Source organism: Bacillus sp. RK1064 (genome assembly GCF_051488405.1).
Taxonomy (GTDB): domain Bacteria; phylum Bacillota; class Bacilli; order Bacillales; family Bacillaceae; genus Bacillus.
Genome location: NZ_JBPSCZ010000001.1, coordinates 3,433,622 through 3,454,053, shown reverse-complemented (window position 1 = coordinate 3,454,053; position 20,432 = coordinate 3,433,622). Strand labels below are relative to the sequence as shown.

Genomic DNA, 20,432 nt, shown 5'->3' with positions numbered 1-20,432 from the left:
TCCTTTTCATACACGTATTTAAAAGATAGAAATGGCTCCTGTTAACAAAGCGATCAATGTTGTAAAAAGGGCTGTTAACACAGTCCACAGCAGTGCGTATTTTTGCAAATCGCCAATATCTTTGTTCAGCATACTGACAAGAAGCAGCGTTGAAGCCACAAGAGGGCTCAGCAGGTGAACAGGCTGTCCTATGATAGAAGCGCGCGCAATTTCCACCGGATCAATTCCGTAAGCTGCACCTGCTTCTGCCAAGATTGGCAGCACCCCGAAATAATAAGCATCATTAGAAAGAACAAATGTAAATGGCATACTCGTTAAAGCCACAATGAGCGGAAAAAATGAACTGTAAGAATCCGGAATTAAGTAAATCACCAAGTTGGCAATCGACTCCACCATTTTTGTCCCCGAAAAAATTCCTGTGAAAATTCCTGCTGCAAACACAAGGGTAATGACCGTTAAGGCATTTCCTGCATGCGATAAAATTCTCTCGCGCTGATCTTCAACCTTTGGATAGTTGATCATGAGAGCGATGACAAATCCAATTAAGAAGAGTACAGGTATTGGTATAATATCTAGGACTAGTGTGGCCATGACAGCAATTGTGAGGAAGAAGTTGATCCAAATGAGGTTTGGTCTCTTCATGTCTTCTACGCCATCCTCAATTGACGCAGCCAATTCAGGAGAAATGGACACCTCTTCTTTGTGCTGAATCTCTGCGATCCCAATCCGTTTTCTTTCTTTTTTCCCAAGTACATAAGCAGTAAAAAGTATAAAAAGACCGCCTCCAACCATCGTTGGGAGTAATGGAATGAAAAATTCGCCTGCATCCAAGCCAAGCGCCGCGATTGCACGAGTAGCTGGACCGCCCCATGGCGTCATTCCGCTCATAATTCCTAATGATAATAATGAAACTGTTCCTAAAATTAACGGGTTCATCCCAATTCTTAAGAAAAGTGGCAGCATAGCTGATACGGTAATCATGTACGTTGTTGTTCCATCACCATCTAATGCAACAAGCATAGACAAAATTGCTACCCCAAAAGCAATTTTGACAGGATCACCTTTCACAATACGTAAAATGAGTTTAATCAGTGGATCAAACAGCCCAGCATCCAGCATGACACCAAAGAATAAAATCGCAAATAACAATAAAGCAGCAGACGGCGCAACCGTTTTGAGTCCATCAAGCATCATATCCCCTAATCCACTGTAAAACCCACCGATCAATGCAAATACGATAGGTACAACGGTTAAAGCCACCACCGGATGCATACGTTTTGTCATAATGAGAAATGTAAATGTCAAGACCATCAAGATCCCTAAAATAGCTAGCACTTTATATCCCTCCATCCTCTTCTTTACGCGATCAGCAAGCGCCCCTTTGCACTTGCGATCTGAATGTTAGCGCTTTCTATTTCAAGGATATAATAGCTTTTTTTATAATGAAAATATTGATTTTTTCGTATATTCAATAAATTTCTTTTATAATTAACCTTGCTGATTTCTTAAAAACTCAATGAACGCTTTCACAACAGATAAATGAAGGGAGTCTGGCTGGTACATAAGCCATGTATCTCTTAAAACAGGCTGTCCATCTTTATACGAAAGACCTTTTACAAATAACTCATCACTTGGTCTGAGGCAAATTTCTGGGACAATGGCATAACCTAAACCATGCTTGACCATCTCTTTTGATGTATCCTGGCGGTCTGTCTCCATCGTCACAAGTGGAGGCATGGTGAACGTTTCCTGCCACCATCTGTTAATCAATCGTTTTAATGAACTATCTGTATGATAGTCAATGAGCGGCAGCTTTGGGAGGTCTTTCAGCTGGATTTCTGATTTTGAAATGATACAAAGCCGCTCTTTATCGAGCAAAAACCGCTCTCCATTCCAGTCGTAATCCCCTCTTAAAATCCCTAAATGGACACTTGATGTGCCTAATAAGTCCATGACTTTTGTGCTCCAGCCTGTATTCACCATAAATTGAACATGTGGATACTGCTTAGAAAATTCTTTTAAAATTTCTGGCAGTTTATACTGGGCAAAGTTACTTGAGACCCCTAACCGAATTGTTCCTTTGACCTTTTTTTGCATATTGAGCATGCCATCTTTCGTTTGCTGGAGCTGTTTGAGCATGTCATTTGCGTATTTAGCCAAGTACTCGCCCTCTGATGTAAATTCAATTCCTCGTTTTCTTTTAAAGAAAAGCTTCATATCAAACTCCTCTTCAAGCTGCTTCAATCGATAGCTTAAGGCAGGCTGAGAGACAAATAATTTTTCTGCCGCTTTTGTGATGTTCTTTTCTTCATAGAGCACCTTTAGAAACCGCCAATCTTTTTCATCCATTATATGCCCTCCTTTTTTACTAATTATAAAATATTTTTATTGATTATTCTCAAAATAATGTATTTAACTTATTTCTTATTATACTTTACCATTTTGATTAGATAAACAGTTCATTAAAAAATTGAGGGTGAGAGCAATGAGAAAAGTTCCAATCACAATCATGCGAGGCGGTACAAGCAAAGGGGTATTCATTCAAGCAAACAATGCACCATTTGAACACGATGAGCTCGAGGCATTTCTATTAGACATTATGGGCAGCCCTGACCGGCTGCAGGTCGATGGAATCGGCGGCGGTAATTCTTTAACAAGCAAAGTAGCCATTATTGATAAAGCCACACGCCCAGATGTGGATGTGAACTATACGTTTGCACAGGTCAGCATCAATGAGAGATATGTCGACTTTAAAGGAAACTGCGGGAATATCTCATCAGCGGTTGGACCATACGCCATCATTAAAGGACTTGTTCAAGCGGTTGAGCCCATTACGACTGTACGTATCCTCAATACCAACACAAATAAAGTGATTACAGCAGAGGTCGAAGTCGAAAATGGAGAAGTGAAATTTGAAGGACAGGCAGAAATTCCAGGAGTAAAAGGGACAGGTTCTCCCATTTATTTATCTTTTGAAAATCCTGAAGGCGCAGTCACAGGTAAAACTTTTCCGACTGGAAACAAAATTGATACGATTCAAACAAAGTTTGGTGAGATTCCCATCTCGATCGTTGACATTGCAAATCCAATTGCCTTTATTCGTGCCAAAGATATTCAATTAAAAGGAACTGAATTGCCTGAGGAGTTTACAGACGAATTACTGGATGATTTAGAAGAGATTCGTTCCATCGCTGCTGAAATGTGTCACTTTGCGCCAAAAGACATGGCGACATTACAGTCTCCAGCCGTTCCAAAGCTTGCGCTCATTAGCGAGCCTGCTGATTATGTAGATACAAATGGAATCTTGAGAAGAGCAGCCGATATGGACATCATCGTTCGTATGCTATCGATGCAAAGACCGCACCAAGCACTTGCCATTACCGGCTCTGTCTGCGTATCAGCCAGCTGTTTTATGGAACAAACGCTTCCTGCACAGCTTTATCATGGACAACATGATACGCTTCGAATTGGGCATCCTGCTGGGATTATGCAAACGGACATTGACGTGTCTCAAAATAGAGTCAAAGTCATTCGAACCGCGAGAGAAATTCTAGACGGGGTTGTCTTTACGAAACAAGACTATATCGTGCAGCCTCATATTAAAAGAGAAGCCTAAAGCAGACGAGAACATCGTCTGCTTTTTTTAATGTTGAAGCGGGGCATCAATATCTCCAGCAGAATGAGCTTTTATCTGCCCTTTCTCATCTTTTAACTGGAGATGACCGTAGCGGTTGACCCCGCAGCAAATGCCTTCTTCCCAAGTTTGTTTTTCACGATCTAACGAAATGCGAAGGGGCTTGTTGAGACGATATAACCGTTTGTTATAGAGGGCAGTGAGTGCTTCAAACCCTTCATTCTGCCAGCGTGAATGGTATTTTTCAAAAGCCGCTGCCAGTTCTTTCACTAGCTGATCGGCTTTCACCTCTGTCAGCTCTGATAAGCAAATGGTTTTGTACGGGACATGCTCCGGCTTTGTCTCTACATTGATGCCAACACCGATATAAATGGAACTGCGGTCTGCTTCAATTAATGTGCCGGATACCTTTGCTTCATTAATGAGAATATCATTAGGCCATTTGATCGCCAGCTGATCCTCTGCTCTCATGAGTGGTTTCAGCACATCATAGATTGCTAGTGCTGTCAGCGGGGCGATCGTTGACTGGGTGGAGAGTTCTGCTGGCGGTAAGACTGTCATGGTCACCGCCACATTCCCTAAAGGTGTTTCCCACGGCCTGCCGAGTCTGCCTCTTCCTGCTGTCTGCTGGCGTGCATAGACAGCAAATGAGGGCTTTTCTCCTTGCTGCATGAGCCTTTTCGCTTCATTATTTGTACTATCAATGGTGTCATATTGAAAAATCTTCATGTGTTCTCCTCTTGTTTCTTCTTGATATGATGCTTTTATTATAACAAAATGAAGCGTGCATGTTGATGAGCCAGCATGTTACTCATTTCGCTGCGCCTGAAACGTCTCTTTTTCTTCCTCTGTAAACGGGACAGATGCGCCTGTGTCTTTACTAATTTGCACCATGGTGACTGAGCCTGTAAAGCAAGGTTCCTGCTGCTCATTTTCTCCTAAATAATGAAGGATGAGTGAGCTTGATCCGACCTTTTCCGGCTTGACATACACACGAAGCCTCTCCCCAATCTCTACCTGCTTGATGTAATCACATTGCAGGTTTGCGACGACTGTCATGGTCTCCCTCACACGTTTCATCCGTTTATCAACAATTCCCGTCTTTTGAAAAAAGGCAATTCGTGCCTCTTCAAAATACACAAAAGGGGTGACATTGTTCATATGGCCAAACATATCCGTTTCTGAAAAACGAACGGTGGTTTCGACATAAAATCGAAAGGATGCCCTCCACTCTTCAAACGGTTCTTCAATATATGACGGCAATCTCACTTGATCATCTCCTTATTTGGAAACAAAACGCCTCTCCCGTATTGGAAGAGGCGTTTGTTTATATGTTGCATCCAGCCCCTTAAACACTCATCATGATTGGCAAAGAGGACTGAATGTGATGTTATTCTGCGTGATCGCTTCCGAAGAAGTTACGGAATGCTTGTAAAGTTGTATCTCGGTTAAGTGCTGCAATTGACGTTGTCAGCGGGATTCCTTTCGGACAAGCCTGCACACAGTTTTGGGAGTTCCCGCAGTTCGCAAGACCGCCGTCCCCCATAATTTCTTCTAGACGGTCAGACTTATTCATCGCACCTGTCGGATGTGCGTTAAATAAACGGACTTGTGAAAGCGGTGCAGGGCCCATAAAGGAAGACTTATCATTCACGTTTGGACAAGCTTCAAGGCAGACACCACATGTCATACATTTAGAAAGCTCATACGCCCATTGACGTTTTTTCTCAGGCATTCTTGGGCCAGGACCAAGATCATATGTGCCATCGATCGGTACCCATGCTTTCACCTTTTTCAAGGAATTGAACATCCGGCTTCTATCAACCTGCAAGTCTCTCACAACCGGGAATGTCTTCATCGGCTGAAGACGAATCGGCTGATCTAACTGATCGATGAGTGCTGTACATGACTGGCGCGGTTTTCCATTAATGACCATAGAACAAGCTCCGCACACCTCTTCAAGACAGTTCATATCCCAGTTGATCGCCGTTGTTTTTTCCCCTTGTTTATTGACCGGGTTCCGTCTAATTTCCATGAGTGCGGAAATGACGTTCATATTTGGACGGTAAGGGATTTCGAATTCCTCATCATAAGACTTTCCATCTGCTGTATCTTGACGTGTGATAATGAAATGAATCGTGTTTTTTTCACTCATCTTATTTCTCCACCTTTTTCTTCGAGTAATCTCGTTTACGAGGTGCAATTAACGATACATCGACGTCCTCATAGTGGAATGCAGGCTTTTGATTTTTTCCTTTGAACGTAGCCATCGTTGTTTTTAGGAATTCTTCATCGTTTCTCTCTGGGAATTCCGGTTTGTAGTGTGCGCCTCGGCTTTCATTCCGGTTGTATGCCCCAATCGTAATGACTCTTGCCAGCTGAAGCATGTTGTCAAGCTGACGTGTGAAGGCAGCGCCTTGGTTGCTCCATGAAGCTGTATCGTTGATGTTAATCTGCTTGTAGCGCTCCATTAATTCTTCGATCTTCTGATCTGTTTTTAAGAGTTTGTCATTGTAACGAACCACTGTGACGTTATCCGTCATCCATTCTCCAAGCTCTTTATGAAGCACGTATGCATTTTCTGTTCCGTCCATGCTGAGGATGTTGTCCCATTTCTCCTGCTCTTTCTTCACAGCGCTGTCAAATGTTGCAGAAGATAGGTCTTCCGCAGATTTTTCAAGGCCGTTAATGTACTTGACCGCATTTGGTCCAGCGACCATCCCGCCGTAAATCGCAGAAAGCAGTGAGTTTGCACCAAGTCTGTTTCCGCCGTGCATAGAGTAATCACATTCTCCGGCAGCGAATAGACCTTTGATATTCGTCATTTGATCATAATCAACCCATAATCCGCCCATTGAGTAATGAACAGCAGGGAAAATTTTCATTGGGAGCTTACGCGGGTCATCACCCATGAACTTTTCATAGATTTCAATGATGCCGCCAAGTTTAATATCAAGTTCTTTTGGATCTTTATGAGAAAGATCGAGGTATACCATGTTCTCTCCGTTGATGCCAAGCTTTTGTTCGACACATACGTCGAAGATTTCACGCGTTGCGATATCACGCGGTACAAGGTTCCCGTATGCTGGGTATTTCTCTTCAAGGAAGTACCAAGGCTTCCCGTCTTTATATGTCCAAACACGTCCGCCTTCACCACGAGCCGATTCACTCATGAGACGAAGCTTGTCATCTCCAGGGATCGCTGTTGGGTGAATTTGAATGAATTCTCCATTTGCGTAATGAGCACCTTGCTGATAGACGATGGATGCAGCAGATCCAGTGTTAATCATCGAGTTCGTTGATTTACCGAACACAATTCCAGGACCACCAGTTGCCATGATCACTGCATCTGAACGGAAGGATTCAATTTCCATTGTCGTCAAGTTCTGCGCGACAATGCCTCGGCATACTTCCTCGTCATCTAACACAGCGCCAAGGAATTCCCAGCCTTCATATTTCGTGACAAGCCCTGCTACTTCATAGCGGCGAACCTGCTCATCTAGTGCATATAATAGCTGCTGACCTGTTGTAGCTCCAGCAAATGCTGTACGGTGGTGCTGTGTTCCCCCGAAGCGGCGGAAGTCCAGTAATCCCTCTGGTGTTCTGTTAAACATGACACCCATCCGATCAAGTAAGTGGATAATGGACGGCGCTGCTTCACACATTGCCTTTACTGGCGGCTGGTTCGCTAAGAAATCTCCGCCATACACCGTGTCATCAAAATGCTCATAAGGTGAATCCCCTTCACCTTTTGTATTGACCGCTCCGTTGATTCCGCCCTGTGCACATACAGAATGCGAACGTTTCACAGGTACGATTGAAAATAGTTTAACAGCTGTTCCCGCTTCTGCTGCTTTAATAGTTGCCATGAGACCAGCTAAGCCGCCTCCGACAACGATGATGCTAGAATTACTCATTGTAGCCCCTCTCCCTCTTCTACTAATCTATTTCCTCTTAAACAAAAGCGAAAATTGCTCTTAGCCCTACATATGAAAGCGCTATAAATATACCTAATGTCACATATGTGGAGATTCTTTGTGAGCGTGGTGAAACAGTAATTCCCCAGCTGACAGCAAATGACCACAAGCCATTAGCAAAGTGGAAAATAGTAGATAAAACGCCGACAATATAGAAGCCTAGCATAAATGGAGAGCTTAAAATATTCGCCATCATGTCATAGTTCACTTCAGCTCCAAGCTGAGCTTGAATTCGTGTTTCCCATACGTGCCAAGTGACAAAAATTAATGTGATGATACCTGAAATCCTTTGCAGTTTGAACAACCAGTTTCTTAAGTAACTGAAGCGAGACGTGTTGTTTTGTGCCGTAAAGGCTATGTACACCCCATAAACAGCATGATAGATCAGTGGTAAGAAAATCACGAACAGCTCAAGTGCATATCTGAATGGAAGCTGTTCCATAAAGTGTGCAGCTTTGTTAAACGCCTCTGGTCCATTCGTCGCAAAGTGGTTAATCACTAAGTGCTGTACTAAAAATAGACCGACCGGAATGACGCCAAGCAAAGAATGCAATCTCCGATAAAAAAATTCTTTGTTCCCCGACATTACTTTACCCCCTAGTAAAAAGTGCAATTGCTGAAAATTGTCTTACCCCCGCTTCTTTCAATTGTAAGCACTTTATTCAAATTTATTGACAATTTCATTTTACTCCTATGTCAAAAAAGCGTCAAGAAACCGCGTACATAAATTAAAATTTTCCGAAATTTAAAAGTTTTAAATCAAAATTCGTTTTACTACAATAAGAATTTCTTAGACTTCAGGGAAAACTCTGTCATCATATGCTTACATAAGCTATAATAAATTGTTGAAAGAGGGGAGCCGTACAATGAATAAATTCGAATCTAACTTAGAACAGCTAAAAGAAATTGAAGTCAATGGATTTGCCTACGAGCTGATACGCGAAGTTCTGCTGCCTGATATTCTTGGTCAGGATCATTCATCTATGATGTATTTTGCGGGTAAACTGCTTGCTCGTAAATTTCCTCAAGAGTCATGGGAGAAGATCCCCGAATTTTTCCATGATGCCGGATGGGGAACGCTCACGATGGTCCATTCGAAAAAACAGGAAATTGAGTTTGAGCTCGAAGGTCCACTTGTATCAAATCGAATCACCTATCAAAAGGAGCCATGCTTTCAGATGGAAGCGGGTTTTATTGCTGAACAAATTCAGCTTCTCAACGAGCACGTGGCTGAATCTTATGAACAAGTGAAAAAGCGTGCTGATAAAGTCATTTTAACCGTTAAATGGGATTTAAGAGACCCTAGCTAACACTCTTTATGAAAGGCGCGGACTTTAGGTCACGCCTTTTTGTAGTCTTCTTCTATCATAGCATACTTAGTGAATGGGTTTACGCACGTTTTCCTTTCTGGTATGCGGCGCTTTCCATTAAAAAAGAGGTGCACTCTTTCATGAGATACACCTCCCTGCCTTTTTAAGAGTGAGCAGCTGCACTCACCTTTGATAAATCAAACGCATCATGCAGCGCTTCAACTGCTTTGACCATATCATCTCGGCCAACCACTGTTGAGACTTTGATTTCAGACGTACTGACCATTTTCACTTGTATGTCTTTTTCCGCTAACACAGCGAACATTTCAGCGGCTACGCCTGGATTTGAGACCATACCAGATCCAACGATAGATACTTTGGCTAATTTGCTTTCTGTCTCGATCTGCTCGTAGCCAAGCGCTCCTTTATATTCTTCTAATACTTCAACTGTTTTGGACAAATCATCCGTTTTCACAGAGAAAGAGATCGCCGTCTGATTGGTGCTTGTGACGGACTGAATGATGATATCGACATTGATATTTTGCTTCGCAAGCGTCGTAAAGATGGTCGACAATGTGGTGAGACCGCTTGAAAGACCGCACACCGTCACGCGTGTAATCTGATCCTCAAATGCAATGCCTCTGACGACTAAATTTTGTTCCATGGATGATTCCTCCTCAATTAACGTACCCGATTCATTTTCAATACTAGAACGGACTTCTAGTGGGACTTGATAATTTTTTGCAAATTCAACAGCTCTCGGATGCAAGACGCCAGCTCCTAAATTAGCCAGTTCGAGCATCTCATCGTATGAAATACCTGCAAGTTTCCGCGCGGATGGTACATAACGCGGATCTGTCGTAAACACTCCTGGTACATCTGTGTAAATATCACATTTATCAGCCTTTAATGCGGCAGCAAGTGCCACAGCCGTTGTATCTGATCCACCGCGTCCAAGTGTTGTGATATGTAAGTCATCTGCAATTCCTTGGAAGCCAGCTACAACAACGACTTTCCCCGCACTTAATTCCTCTTTTATTCTTGATTCATCAATATCCACGATTCTTGCGTTACCATGTACTTGCTCTGTTTTCATACCAGCCTGCCAGCCTGTAAAGGAAATGGCATCATAGCCTTTTGCTTGCAGCGCCATCGTTAATAAGGAAATGGTCACTTGCTCTCCAGTTGCGAGCAGCATATCCATTTCTCTTTTGCTTGGATGATCTGTGAGTTCTTTCGCTAGGTCTACTAGAACATCCGTAGATTTACCCATTGCCGACACAACCACAACCACATCATGTCCAGCCTCGCGTTCAGCGATGACTCTCTCTGCGGCATTGCGAATTTTTTCTGTTGATCCAACGGACGTTCCGCCAAATTTTTGTACAATTAGTCCCATGTCTACCACCCTTTTTCAAAAGATCACGTGTGAGAGAAGAGGCAAGAAGCGGCTTTGGAGACTGCCTGCTCACTGCAAATAAAAAAGCAATGAGAGAACAGATCTCCCATTGCTTTAAAATCATCATTAAACGATGCAAACAATGAGATAGCCCTCCAAGAAATATATTCTTGACAGCCCTACATTTCTTCAATGTACAGCCAGCGAATAAAATGAGTGGATTTTATTCACTTCGGCGACGCTCCCCTTTCAGCCCTCTTCCTAGATCCCATCGATCTCTGAAGGCTTACTCTTGAAGTTCGCACCTCTATCTTCAACAAACAACACGTTCATTTATTAAATTTAGTCACAATCTTAACAGACTTTTGGAAAAAGTACAATCTATTTTTTTAATGCTTCCATTAAAAGTTCGGCCGTCTGTTTCGGGATGCCAGCCTCCTGAAAGTCTTGGATAGAGGCTTCTTTCATCTTTTTCACAGAGCCAAAATGTTTAAGAAGCTGTTTTTTACGCTTTTCTCCGATACCTGGTACATCGTCTAAAATAGATTGAAATGCATTTTTTCCGCGCAGCTGCCGGTGAAAGCTAATAGCGAACCGGTGCACTTCATCTTGAATGCGCTGCAATAAATAGAAGGCCTGGCTATTCCGCTCCAGCGCAACAATTTCAAGTGTATCTCCCATCATGAGATTCGAAGTTCTGTGTTTTTCATCTTTCACAAGACCTGCCACTGGGACAGACAGATTCAATTCATTTTCAAGCACATCTATCGCTGCATTGATCTGTCCCTTTCCTCCGTCAATTAAAATTAAATCTGGCAGCGGCAGCTCATCCTTTAACACGCGGGTATATCGCCTTCTAATGACTTCACGCATAGATGCATAATCATCTGGCCCTGTGACGGTTTTAATTTTGTATTTTCGGTATTCCTTTTTATACGGCTTCCCGTCCTGAAAGACGACCATGGCAGAAACCGGGTCTGCACCTTGAATATTCGAGTTATCAAATGCTTCAATCCGGTACGGCATATAAATATTTAGTGCATCCCCAAGCTGCTTCACCGCACCAATGGACCGCTCTTCATCACGCTCAATGAGTGAAAATTTTTCTTTTAAGGCGATTTTGGCATTTTGATGGGCAAGTAAAAGCAAATCCTTTTTCTTTCCTTTTTTCGGCTGATGAACGTTCGTCTCGAGCAATTGTTCAATCATCTCTTGATCTACGCTGTCTGGCACCAAAATTTCCTTCGGCAGAAAGTGATTGTTCTTTGCATAAAATTGCCCCATAAACGTGAGGAACTCTTCCTCAGGATCTTGATACATAGGAAATAGGCTGACATCGCGTTCAATCAATTTCCCCTGCCTGATGAAGAAGACCTGGACACACATCCAGCCCTTGTCATAGGCATATGCAAAGACATCTCGATCTGATAAATCACTCATCGTCATTTTCTGTTTTTCCATCGTTGAGTCGATGTAAGCGATTTGGTCTCTCAGTTCTTTTGCCCGTTCAAACTCTAATTGTTCGGCGGCTTCCTGCATCTTTTCGTTTAGTTCTTTTTTGATTTGCTGATGCCCTCCGTTTAGAAACCTTGTGATTTCGTCCACGAGCTGCTTATTCGTTTCTTCAGAAATGTCATACACACACGGCGCGAGACATTGTCCAAGATGATAATATAGACAGACGCGATCAGGAAGGGTTGCACATTTTCTCAGTGGATATAAACGGTCGAGCAGCTTCTTCGTTTCTCTGGCTGCTTGTACGTTCGGGTATGGTCCGAAATATTTCCCTTTGTCCTTTTTCACATTGCGGGTGACGATCAGCTTAGGATGCCGTTCATTCGTAATTTTAATAAAAGGATACGTTTTGTCATCCTTAAGCATGACGTTGTATTTTGGGTCGTATTTTTTGATTAAGTTCAGCTCTAAAATGAGTGCCTCGATATTAGAAGAGGTGACAATGTATTCAAAGTCCTCAATTTCACTGACAAGCCGCTGCGTTTTGGCGTCATGAGATCCCGTGAAATAAGAGCGCACTCTATTTTTTAAGACCTTTGCCTTTCCCACATAAATGATTGTATTTTGTCGATCTTTCATTAAGTAGCAGCCTGGTTGATCTGGCAAGACCGATAGCTTTTCTTTGATCAGTTTGTTCATATTTTCATCCGTCCTTGTTTTCCTCTTTCACTCCTTCTAGTGTATCACGAACATTTGTTTTATACCATGTTGAAAGAAAAGCGGCTCTCGTCTTTACGAGAACCGCTTCATTGAGTATGCCGCTCAGGCATAGACAGGTTTATAGATGTTTGTTGACAAGTTCAGCAAGTGCTTCTTTTGGTTTGAAACCAACAGATGTTTCTACCACTTCACCGTCTTTTAAAACAAGAAGTGTTGGGATACTCATCACGCCGTATTTACCAGCAGTTTCTTGGTTATCGTCTACATCAATTTTTACAATTTTCATTTTGTCGCCCATTTCTTGATCAAGTTCTTCAAGAACTGGAGCAATCATTTTACATGGTCCGCACCATGGTGCCCAAAAGTCCGCAAGAACAACACCTTCTGCAGTTTCTTGTGAAAATGTTGCGTCAGTCGCTTTTACGATTGCCATTATTCATTCCTCCAATGTAAATTATGCTTTTTAGTATAGCATCTACCAATGTGACTTGCGAATGAAATGCTTACGAATCATTTTTTATGAAATGAATTAAAAAACAAACCGTACAATCGCACCAATGACAACAATTGCACCGATAATCATGAGAATCGTTCTAAGCATATAAATAACTCCCTTTCCGCTTCATTTACAATGTATGATGCCCCAACATCCTGCTCATCAAACATCTAAATATGCGATCAAGCCAGATCGACCGTGATCATCACCACCGACATTGGCGGCAGATCTATGGTTAATTCACCGGGTTTTACAGCAAATTGCTGAAACTCTGCTGGCTGGACAGCATGAGGATCATCAAATGTGTTGTGCGCATTCATGCGGTCCGCTGTCAGCACGCGGCCCGTGACTTTCGTTTGAGCATCCAAACCTTCAATGGCAAGGGATACTTCGTTTTGTTCATGCGGATTCAGGTGACAGAAGCTAATATGCATCTTATCTGACGAACGCGAAGCTGACACACTAACCTGAGGTATTTTTTCTCCTCTGCGTTCATAAGGCGTTGACACAAACTCCACTTCAAGTGCTTCTTCCTCTTGATGCACTTGAAACATGTGAAACACATGATACGTTGGCGTCAGGAGCATCTTTTCGTCTTCCGTTAACACCATTGCTTGCAGAACATTGACCGTCTGGGCAATATTCGCCATATGAATCCGCTGGCAATGACGATGAAATATATGAAAATGAAGGGCACAAACAAGGGCGTCTCTTAGTGTGTTTTGCTGATACAAAAACCCAGGATTTGTCCCTGGCTCTGGGTCATACCATGTTCCCCATTCATCAATAATCATCCCGATTCGCTTGTCTGGGTCATAACGATCCATGATCTCTCCATGATCCACGACAAGCCGTTCCATCTCATAGGCTTTTTTCAACGTGATAAACCATTCATCCTCATCAAATTCAGTCGCTGACCCTTTTTTCTCCCACGTACCAGGTACAGTGTAGTAATGCAAACTGAGTCCATCCATCCAAGGTGCGGCCCGCTCCATTAATATTTTTGTCCAATTCACGTCATTTGAATTTGCGCCGCACGCGATTTTGTATATCGTCTGACCCGCAAACTCTCTCACATACGTTTGATAACGTTTATATAAATCTGCATAGTATTCAGGCGTCATATTTCCGCCGCAGCCCCAGCTTTCGTTGCCTACACCAACATAGGTCAGCTTCCAAGGTTCTTGTTTTCCATTTTGAATACGCCAATCAGACATAGGTGTTCCCTTTGGAAATGTGATGTACTCGACCCATTCTGCTAATTCTTGAACAGACCCGCTTCCCACATTCCCGCAAATATAAGGCTCACATTCAAGCAGCTCACACAGCTTCATAAATTCATGCGTACCAAATGCATTGGATTCAACCGTGCCGCCCCAATGAGTGTTCACCATCGGCTTTCGTTCACTGAGATCACCTACACCATTTGCCCAATGATACTCGTCTGCGAAGCAGCCGCCTGGCCACCTAAGCACCGGAATATGTAATGCTTGAAGGGCCTTTAGCACATCGGTACGAATTCCCTCAATATGATCAATCGATGAATCTTTTCCTACCCAAATCCCGTCATAAATCCCTCTTCCTAAATGCTCTTGAAAGTGTCCATAGATGTGTTTAGAAATACGTCCGATCACGTCATTGACTTTTACTGTCCCCTTCACTTGTCAACCGCTCCTTTGTTTATTGATTACATACAAAAAAACCCAGAATACCTAGGCATTCTGAGTGTATGAGCGTTACGAGTGGATATTCATCTTTTTTAACTCTTCATTCAAAAGCGGTACCACTTCAAACAAATCACCGACGATTCCATAATCGGCAATTTTGAAGATCTCGGCTTCTGGGTCTTTGTTAATCGCAACAATGACTTTACTGTTAGACATTCCGGCTAAATGCTGAATCGCCCCTGATATCCCGCACGCAATATAGAGATCAGGTGTGACGACCTTGCCTGTTTGCCCAATTTGCAGGGCATAATCACAGTAGTCTGCATCACAGGCGCCACGCGAAGCACCGACTGCTGCGCCCAGCGTTTCGGCGAGTTCATTCAGTGGTTCAAACCCTTCCTTGCTCTTGACCCCGCGTCCCCCGGCGACGATGACCTTTGCTTCAGATAAATCTACACCTTCTGACGTTTTTTTAATGACTTCCTTCACAATCGTTCGCAGGTTCTGAATATCGACAGAAACCGGTGTTATTTCTCCGCTTCGTGAGGCATCCCGCTCAAGAGGTGCCACGTTGTTTGGCCGTATGGTCGCCAAAAGCAGACGATCTGTTGAAATCACTTTTTCGAAGGCTTTACCAGAGTAAATCGGTCTAGTGAAAACGAGGTGTTCTCCGGTAACGCTTACATCAATCGCATCTGAAATTAGGCCAGTCTGCAAGCGTGCAGCTATTTTCGGCGACAAGTCTTTTCCGATAGACGTATGGCCAAAGAGTACGGCATCTGGGTCAACCTGATCTAATATCGCTTGAAGCGCCTGCGCAAAACCATCTGACGTATAGTATGAAAGGTGCGGATGCTCCACAATCATGACATGATCCGCTCCATAGTAAAGCAGTTCATCCGCTTGGTCTTTGACGTCATCCCCTATTAACACGCCAATGACTTCACCGCCATCTGCCACTTGATGAGCGGCAGCAATGGCTTCAAATGTCACATTTCTTAATTTACCGTCACGACTTTCTCCAAGTACAACAACTTTTTTACTCATCTTTCAAGTTCCCCCTTGTTCTCGTGATATCGTAAAGTGGATAGTTAGATGACCTTTGCTTCGTTTCTTAGTAGATCTGTCAGTTCTTTGACTTGATCCTGAAGCTCACCGCTGAGCACCTTGCCCCCCTCTTTTTTCTCCGGTAAGAAACGTTCAATTGTTTTGATTTTATATGGCACATCGTCTTCATCAAGATCTAAATCATCCAGTTCCACTTCTTCTAAAGGCTTTTTCTTTGCCTTCATAATGCCTGGTAATGATGGATAGCGAGGCTCATTGAGTCCTTGCTGGGCAGTGACGACAAGCGGAAGCTCGGCAGAAATCACTTCCACATCACCTTCTGCATCTCGTTCAATCGAAGCAGAGCCGCCGTCAATTTGAATACTTGTAATCGTTGTGACATATGAAAAACCAAGTAATTCAGCAAGACGCGGGGCAACCTGTCCAGAGCCCCCGTCAATTGCCACATTCCCTGCTAAGATTAAGGAAGCCTCTTTGTCTTTTAAATAGTGGTAAAGAATCGTAGAAGCTGAATATTGATCCCACTCTTCTAAGTCGTCTTCCACATTTAATAAAACGGCTTGATCGCAGCCCATAGCGAGCGCTGTTCTCAGCTGCTTCTCCGCATCCTCACTGCCAACTGTCACAACGGTCACTTCTCCCCCGTGCTCGTCACGAAGCTGGATGGCTTCTTCTATGGCGTACTCGTCATAAGGATTAATAATGAACTCTGCTCCATCTTCTTGAATTGCACCAGACTGAATGGAAATCTTCTCTTCCGTGTCAAACGTACGCTTCATCAAAACAAATATATTCATCCATTTCTCCCCCTTGTTTCGTTTGAATCCCTTATTCCCCTTTAAAGTTCGGTTTGCGCTTTTCGATAAAGGCTTGGATGCCTTCTTTGGCGTCATTCGATTGGAAAATTTCACCGAACTTTTTGGCTTCCAGCTTCATTCCGCCATCATATGAATACAATTTTGTTGCGTTCAATAAATCCAGCACATACTCGAGTGATTTTGGGCTTTTCGTTGCAAATTTTGCCGCAAGTGTTTTGGCTTCTTCAAGCGCCTCTTCCTCTGTTTCTGCCAGCTTTGAAACAAGTCCGCAGGCGAATGCTTCTTCACCTGTAATCGGTTCAGCTGTACCCATCATTTCCAGAGCTTTAGCCGAACCAACATAGCGCGGCAGGCGCTGCGTGCCGCCGAATCCTGGAATGATGCCGAGGTTTAGTTCCGGCAGTCCAAGCTTCGCATCTTTTGTTGCGATTCGGATATCACAAGACATTGCAAGCTCAAGGCCCCCGCCTAATGCAGCTCCGTGAATCGAGGCAATGACTGGTTTTGGACATTGCTCAATCCGTTCAAAGACCTGCTGCCCTCTGTCTGCAAGGCTTGAATAGTCAGACTCTTCCTGTAACGTCGTAAATTCCTTAATATCAGCACCTGCTGAGAAAAATCTTCCTTCCCCGTGGATCACAATGGCTCTTACTTCTTCATTCTGTTCGAGCTGATCAAACATGTCATTAAGCTCGGTGAGAAGTTGAGAAGATAAGGCGTTTGCTGGTGGATGCTGAATCGTGATGAGCGCTGTTTGCCTTTCATGATGTAAGCTAAGTATCTTTTCCATGTCAATCATCCTTTTTCACATTGTCTTTAAGATTGATGAATTCCGTTTAAGAGTAGATCACGTACGTTTTCTGCGAGTGCAGGAAGATCATACTTTTGATCATTCATGACCCATGTTGTCGCGGTTTCATCAATCGTCCCAAATACCATTTGTCTCGCTAAGCGGACATCTAGATTTTGTCTGAATTCTCCTGTTTTCTTTCCTTCTGCTAAAATCGACTCGAGCATATTTAAATACCCTTTCAGCACCTCATTGATTTTTTGCCGCAGCTCAAGGTTTGACTGCCTAAGTTCAAGCTGTGTCACAAGAGCCAAATGATGATTTTGCGCAAGCATACGAAAATGCTCCTCAATCAGCAGTAAAAGCTTTTCTTTCGCCGACGGTTTCTTTTGAATATCTGTTTCCATTCGTTCGATGAATTGTCCCATTTTTTCTTTGAACAATGAGATCAAAATATCCTCTTTATTTTTGAAATAAAGATAAATGGTTCCGTCTGCTACCCCTGCTTGTTTCGCAATCTTTGAAACTTGTGATTGATGATAGCCGTTCTCTGCAATCACCACAACTGCTGCATCAATAATTTGCATGTACTTCGGTCTTTTCTGCTTCAATGTGCTTCGTCCCTTTCTAAATTGAATGAGTATTCATTCATAACTTTATGTTAAAAAGAAACGGGCGATTTGTCAAGTGATCTTCTTCTTTCTTTTCCACCTTTAGCATAACAGAGCAGGCGGTCAACATTCAAATCATCCGGCCGGTGGACCGGATGATGCAGACCGTTATGTTTTCGGTTGATCGGCAGGCGTTTCAGATGAAGAAGCGTGCTTTCTTTTTTCTTCTTCAATTAATACTCTGCGCAAAATCTTCCCGACGGCTGTTTTAGGCAGTGAATCTTTAAATTCATACACGCGCGGTACTTTAAATGAGGCAATTCTCGTTCTAACAAAGCGATCAAGTTCATCCTCTGTTAAGTAGGCACCCTTTTTCGGCACAACAAATGCTTTCACTGTTTCTCCTCTGTACGGATCTGGAATACCTGCGACGACGACTTCTTGTACAAGCTCATGCTCATAAAGGGCTTCTTCGACCTCTCTTGGGTAAATATTATAGCCGCTCGCTATGATGACATCTTTTTTCCGGTCGACGATATAGAAAAAACCGTCCTCATCCATATACCCTATATCTCCGGTGAAAAACCAGCCATCTCGTAATACAGCCGCTGTCTCGTCTGGCTGATTCCAGTATCCCTTCATGATCTGCGGCCCTTTGACAATGATTTCTCCATGCTCATATGGTTCTTTGAGGCCTCCAGTTTCCTCGCAATAAATACCGGCATCTGTATTAGGCCACGGACAGCCAATGCTGCCTGTTTTGTTCGCTCCCCATAAAAAGTTAGCATGGGTGACGGGTGAGGTTTCTGAAAGACCATACCCTTCCACTAAGCGTCCTCCTGTTAATTTTTCAAAGCTTTGTTTGACTTCTACAGGAAGTGCCGCTGAGCCGCTTAGACATGCAGTGATGGACGACAGGTCATACTTTTCAATGTTCGGATGATGCAGCAAGGCGATATACATTGTTGGTGCGCCTGGAAATAGCGTCGGTTTCTGTTTTTCAATGGTTTTGAGGGTATCTGCGACATCAAAGCGTGGAAGAAGAATCAATTGATGCCCTTCTTTGACAGCAAGGTTTAAGACGGTCGTCATTCCGTATACATGAAAAAACGGAATGATGCCAAGGATGCGTTCTTTCCCCCTGGTCGTTTTGTACATCCAGGAAGCGCACATTTCAGTATTCGCTAAAATATTTTCATGTGTGAGCATGACCCCTTTTGGTAAACCGGTCGTTCCGCCTGTATATTGCAAAACAGCGACATCCTCTTTCGGCTCAAAGGCAAGTGCGGGAATTTGCTGTTCACCTGCCGATTCTTTCGTGATCTGCGAGAAGTGATGAATGGTGTCATTTTTCTCCACTTGGATGACCATTTTATTTTTTCTTCTTTGCACAATAGGAAACAGTATGTTTTTCGGGAATGGTAAATAATCTTGTAGTTTGGTAATGATTAAGTGTTCTATACTTGTCAGCGCTTTCATTTTATAAGCCTTTGGATACAACAGATCTAGCGTGATCAGCACTTTGGCGCCGCTGTCCTCCATTTGATATTCCAGTTCTTTCTCCGTATAAAGCGGGTTTGTTTGAACAACGATGCCGCCTGCTATTAAAACAGCATAATAAGAAATGACCGATTGAGGGCAGTTCGGCAGCATGATCGCTACTCTGTCGCCTTTTTTTACGCCAATTTTCATCAGATGACTGGCTAGTTTCAATACGTCTTTTTGCAGCTGTTCATAGGTGATGTTCTTTCCTAGAAAATGAATGGCTGTATGCTCAGGTGCAGCCTCTGCGGAGCTGAATAAGTAAGATTGTAATGTTTCATTTGGGATGGTGAGTTCGTGGGGAATTTGATTCGGGTAATGCAGAAGCCAACGTTTATCTGACTGCATAAAAACCCTCCTTCCTGAACTTTCGTACTATTTTATTATAGCAAACTTTTCCTTAGGACAGTTTGCTTTTTTCTAATAGAGCTTGGTTCAATTGCACACGTTTACTTTTTCGCCGGTGTTTCTATAGAGGCTCTTTTTCCTTCATGATGCCACTGTTCACATAAACCGCTGATTGCACGAAATGACTCGTTGACTCTTTCCACGATCTGTTGATGGATACTAGGGTCATTCGGTAAATGCGTCTGGATGTTGTCGACTTGATGCTTCCTCATCATGTCAATGTAAACCGTGAGAAAAATGATGTCTTCTAAAATCCAGTAAATGACTTCATCCGCCACTTTTGTTCTTTTATGCAGCATTTTCATCCCTCGTTCATATTGAATGAGGATATAACCACTTGAATCGATCTGAATATAGGGACTCAAATCATCAAAAAATCCTGACGTTTGAAATGGACGTGCAATATACGGTTCATATATGTCTCTTGGAAGGGATGTCATTTGAAGACATGTATCAATACGCTTGATCAGTTCGTCTTTTTGCAGAATGTGCTTCATGTCATTCGCCGCCTTTGATGAGATAAAAGCTGCCAAGGGG

The 20,432-nt window shown here is 43.1% G+C and carries 19 protein-coding genes and 1 riboswitch; of the genes, 2 read left to right on the top strand and 17 right to left on the bottom strand.

Annotation, left to right across the window (positions count from 1 at the left end):
• Window positions 1-18: 18 nt before the first annotated feature.
• Window positions 19-1,335, bottom strand: a complete 1,317-nt coding sequence (locus tag ACSSTM_RS17735) for a CitMHS family transporter (RefSeq protein ID WP_095285544.1) — start codon at window positions 1,333-1,335, stop codon at window positions 19-21.
• A 153-nt stretch (window positions 1,336-1,488) separates the two neighbouring features.
• The gene (locus tag ACSSTM_RS17730) at window positions 1,489-2,349 is read right to left on the bottom strand and encodes a LysR family transcriptional regulator (RefSeq protein WP_095285545.1); all 861 of its coding nucleotides are present in this window, start codon (window positions 2,347-2,349) and stop codon (window positions 1,489-1,491) included.
• A gap of 136 nt (window positions 2,350-2,485) precedes the next feature.
• Here ACSSTM_RS17730 and ACSSTM_RS17725 point away from each other — a divergent pair, with 136 nt between their 5' ends.
• Window positions 2,486-3,616: a 2-methylaconitate cis-trans isomerase PrpF family protein gene (locus ACSSTM_RS17725; protein ID WP_095285546.1), complete on the top strand. Its 1,131-nt coding sequence runs from the start codon at window positions 2,486-2,488 to the stop codon at window positions 3,614-3,616.
• A 27-nt stretch (window positions 3,617-3,643) separates the two neighbouring features.
• Here the strand turns inward: ACSSTM_RS17725 and ACSSTM_RS17720 are convergent, their stop codons facing one another.
• From ACSSTM_RS17720 to ACSSTM_RS17700, 5 genes are all read right to left on the bottom strand, one after another.
• Window positions 3,644-4,363, bottom strand: a complete 720-nt coding sequence (locus ACSSTM_RS17720; RefSeq protein ID WP_034661753.1) for a biotin--[acetyl-CoA-carboxylase] ligase — start codon at window positions 4,361-4,363, stop codon at window positions 3,644-3,646.
• A gap of 78 nt (window positions 4,364-4,441) precedes the next feature.
• Complete coding sequence (locus tag ACSSTM_RS17715; RefSeq protein ID WP_034661755.1) at window positions 4,442-4,903, bottom strand: acyl-CoA thioesterase; 462 nt, start codon at window positions 4,901-4,903, stop codon at window positions 4,442-4,444.
• A 121-nt stretch (window positions 4,904-5,024) separates the two neighbouring features.
• Window positions 5,025-5,789, bottom strand: coding sequence for a succinate dehydrogenase iron-sulfur subunit (sdhB, locus tag ACSSTM_RS17710; RefSeq protein ID WP_024427169.1), 765 nt, complete (start codon window positions 5,787-5,789; stop codon window positions 5,025-5,027).
• Window position 5,790: 1 nt separating this feature from the next.
• Window positions 5,791-7,551 carry a succinate dehydrogenase flavoprotein subunit gene (gene sdhA / locus ACSSTM_RS17705; RefSeq protein ID WP_034661758.1) on the bottom strand — a complete coding sequence of 587 codons (1,761 nt, stop codon included), beginning with the start codon at window positions 7,549-7,551 and terminating at the stop codon, window positions 5,791-5,793.
• A gap of 37 nt (window positions 7,552-7,588) precedes the next feature.
• On the bottom strand, window positions 7,589-8,197 hold the full coding sequence (locus tag ACSSTM_RS17700) for a succinate dehydrogenase cytochrome b558 subunit (RefSeq protein WP_034661761.1): 609 nt from the start codon (window positions 8,195-8,197) through the stop codon (window positions 7,589-7,591).
• A gap of 280 nt (window positions 8,198-8,477) precedes the next feature.
• Here ACSSTM_RS17700 and ACSSTM_RS17695 point away from each other — a divergent pair, with 280 nt between their 5' ends.
• Window positions 8,478-8,921: a YslB family protein gene (locus ACSSTM_RS17695; protein WP_034661763.1), complete on the top strand. Its 444-nt coding sequence runs from the start codon at window positions 8,478-8,480 to the stop codon at window positions 8,919-8,921.
• 163 nt (window positions 8,922-9,084) lie between these two features.
• Here ACSSTM_RS17695 and ACSSTM_RS17690 read toward each other — a convergent pair whose 3' ends face one another.
• The 10 genes from ACSSTM_RS17690 to ACSSTM_RS17645 all read right to left on the bottom strand — a co-directional run bounded on the left by ACSSTM_RS17690 (window position 9,085) and on the right by ACSSTM_RS17645 (window position 20,392).
• Window positions 9,085-10,320, bottom strand: a complete 1,236-nt coding sequence (locus tag ACSSTM_RS17690; protein WP_034661766.1) for an aspartate kinase — start codon at window positions 10,318-10,320, stop codon at window positions 9,085-9,087.
• A 140-nt stretch (window positions 10,321-10,460) separates the two neighbouring features.
• A riboswitch (Lysine riboswitch) is annotated at window positions 10,461-10,638 on the bottom strand.
• A 63-nt stretch (window positions 10,639-10,701) separates the two neighbouring features.
• Window positions 10,702-12,474 (bottom strand): excinuclease ABC subunit UvrC, encoded by a 1,773-nt coding sequence (gene uvrC / locus ACSSTM_RS17685; RefSeq protein WP_106038047.1) that lies wholly within the window; start codon window positions 12,472-12,474, stop codon window positions 10,702-10,704.
• A 139-nt stretch (window positions 12,475-12,613) separates the two neighbouring features.
• Window positions 12,614-12,928 (bottom strand): thioredoxin, encoded by a 315-nt coding sequence (trxA, locus tag ACSSTM_RS17680; protein WP_007501629.1) that lies wholly within the window; start codon window positions 12,926-12,928, stop codon window positions 12,614-12,616.
• A gap of 245 nt (window positions 12,929-13,173) precedes the next feature.
• Window positions 13,174-14,652, bottom strand: coding sequence for an alpha-N-arabinofuranosidase (locus ACSSTM_RS17675; RefSeq protein WP_034661770.1), 1,479 nt, complete (start codon window positions 14,650-14,652; stop codon window positions 13,174-13,176).
• A gap of 75 nt (window positions 14,653-14,727) precedes the next feature.
• Complete coding sequence (locus tag ACSSTM_RS17670; RefSeq protein ID WP_034661772.1) at window positions 14,728-15,705, bottom strand: electron transfer flavoprotein subunit alpha/FixB family protein; 978 nt, start codon at window positions 15,703-15,705, stop codon at window positions 14,728-14,730.
• Window positions 15,706-15,749: 44 nt separating this feature from the next.
• Window positions 15,750-16,523: an electron transfer flavoprotein subunit beta/FixA family protein gene (locus ACSSTM_RS17665; protein WP_060596961.1), complete on the bottom strand. Its 774-nt coding sequence runs from the start codon at window positions 16,521-16,523 to the stop codon at window positions 15,750-15,752.
• 31 nt (window positions 16,524-16,554) lie between these two features.
• Entirely contained in the window at window positions 16,555-17,334 is a 780-nt protein-coding gene (locus tag ACSSTM_RS17660) for an enoyl-CoA hydratase (protein WP_034661776.1), read from the bottom strand.
• 26 nt (window positions 17,335-17,360) lie between these two features.
• Complete coding sequence (locus ACSSTM_RS17655; RefSeq protein WP_003216590.1) at window positions 17,361-17,945, bottom strand: TetR/AcrR family transcriptional regulator; 585 nt, start codon at window positions 17,943-17,945, stop codon at window positions 17,361-17,363.
• A gap of 168 nt (window positions 17,946-18,113) precedes the next feature.
• Entirely contained in the window at window positions 18,114-19,835 is a 1,722-nt protein-coding gene (locus tag ACSSTM_RS17650) for an AMP-binding protein (protein WP_106038050.1), read from the bottom strand.
• 101 nt (window positions 19,836-19,936) lie between these two features.
• A complete protein-coding gene (locus ACSSTM_RS17645; protein WP_034661782.1) occupies window positions 19,937-20,392 on the bottom strand; it encodes an immunity 63 family protein in 456 nt (151 codons plus the stop codon).
• Between the last annotated feature and the right edge of the window lie 40 nt (window positions 20,393-20,432).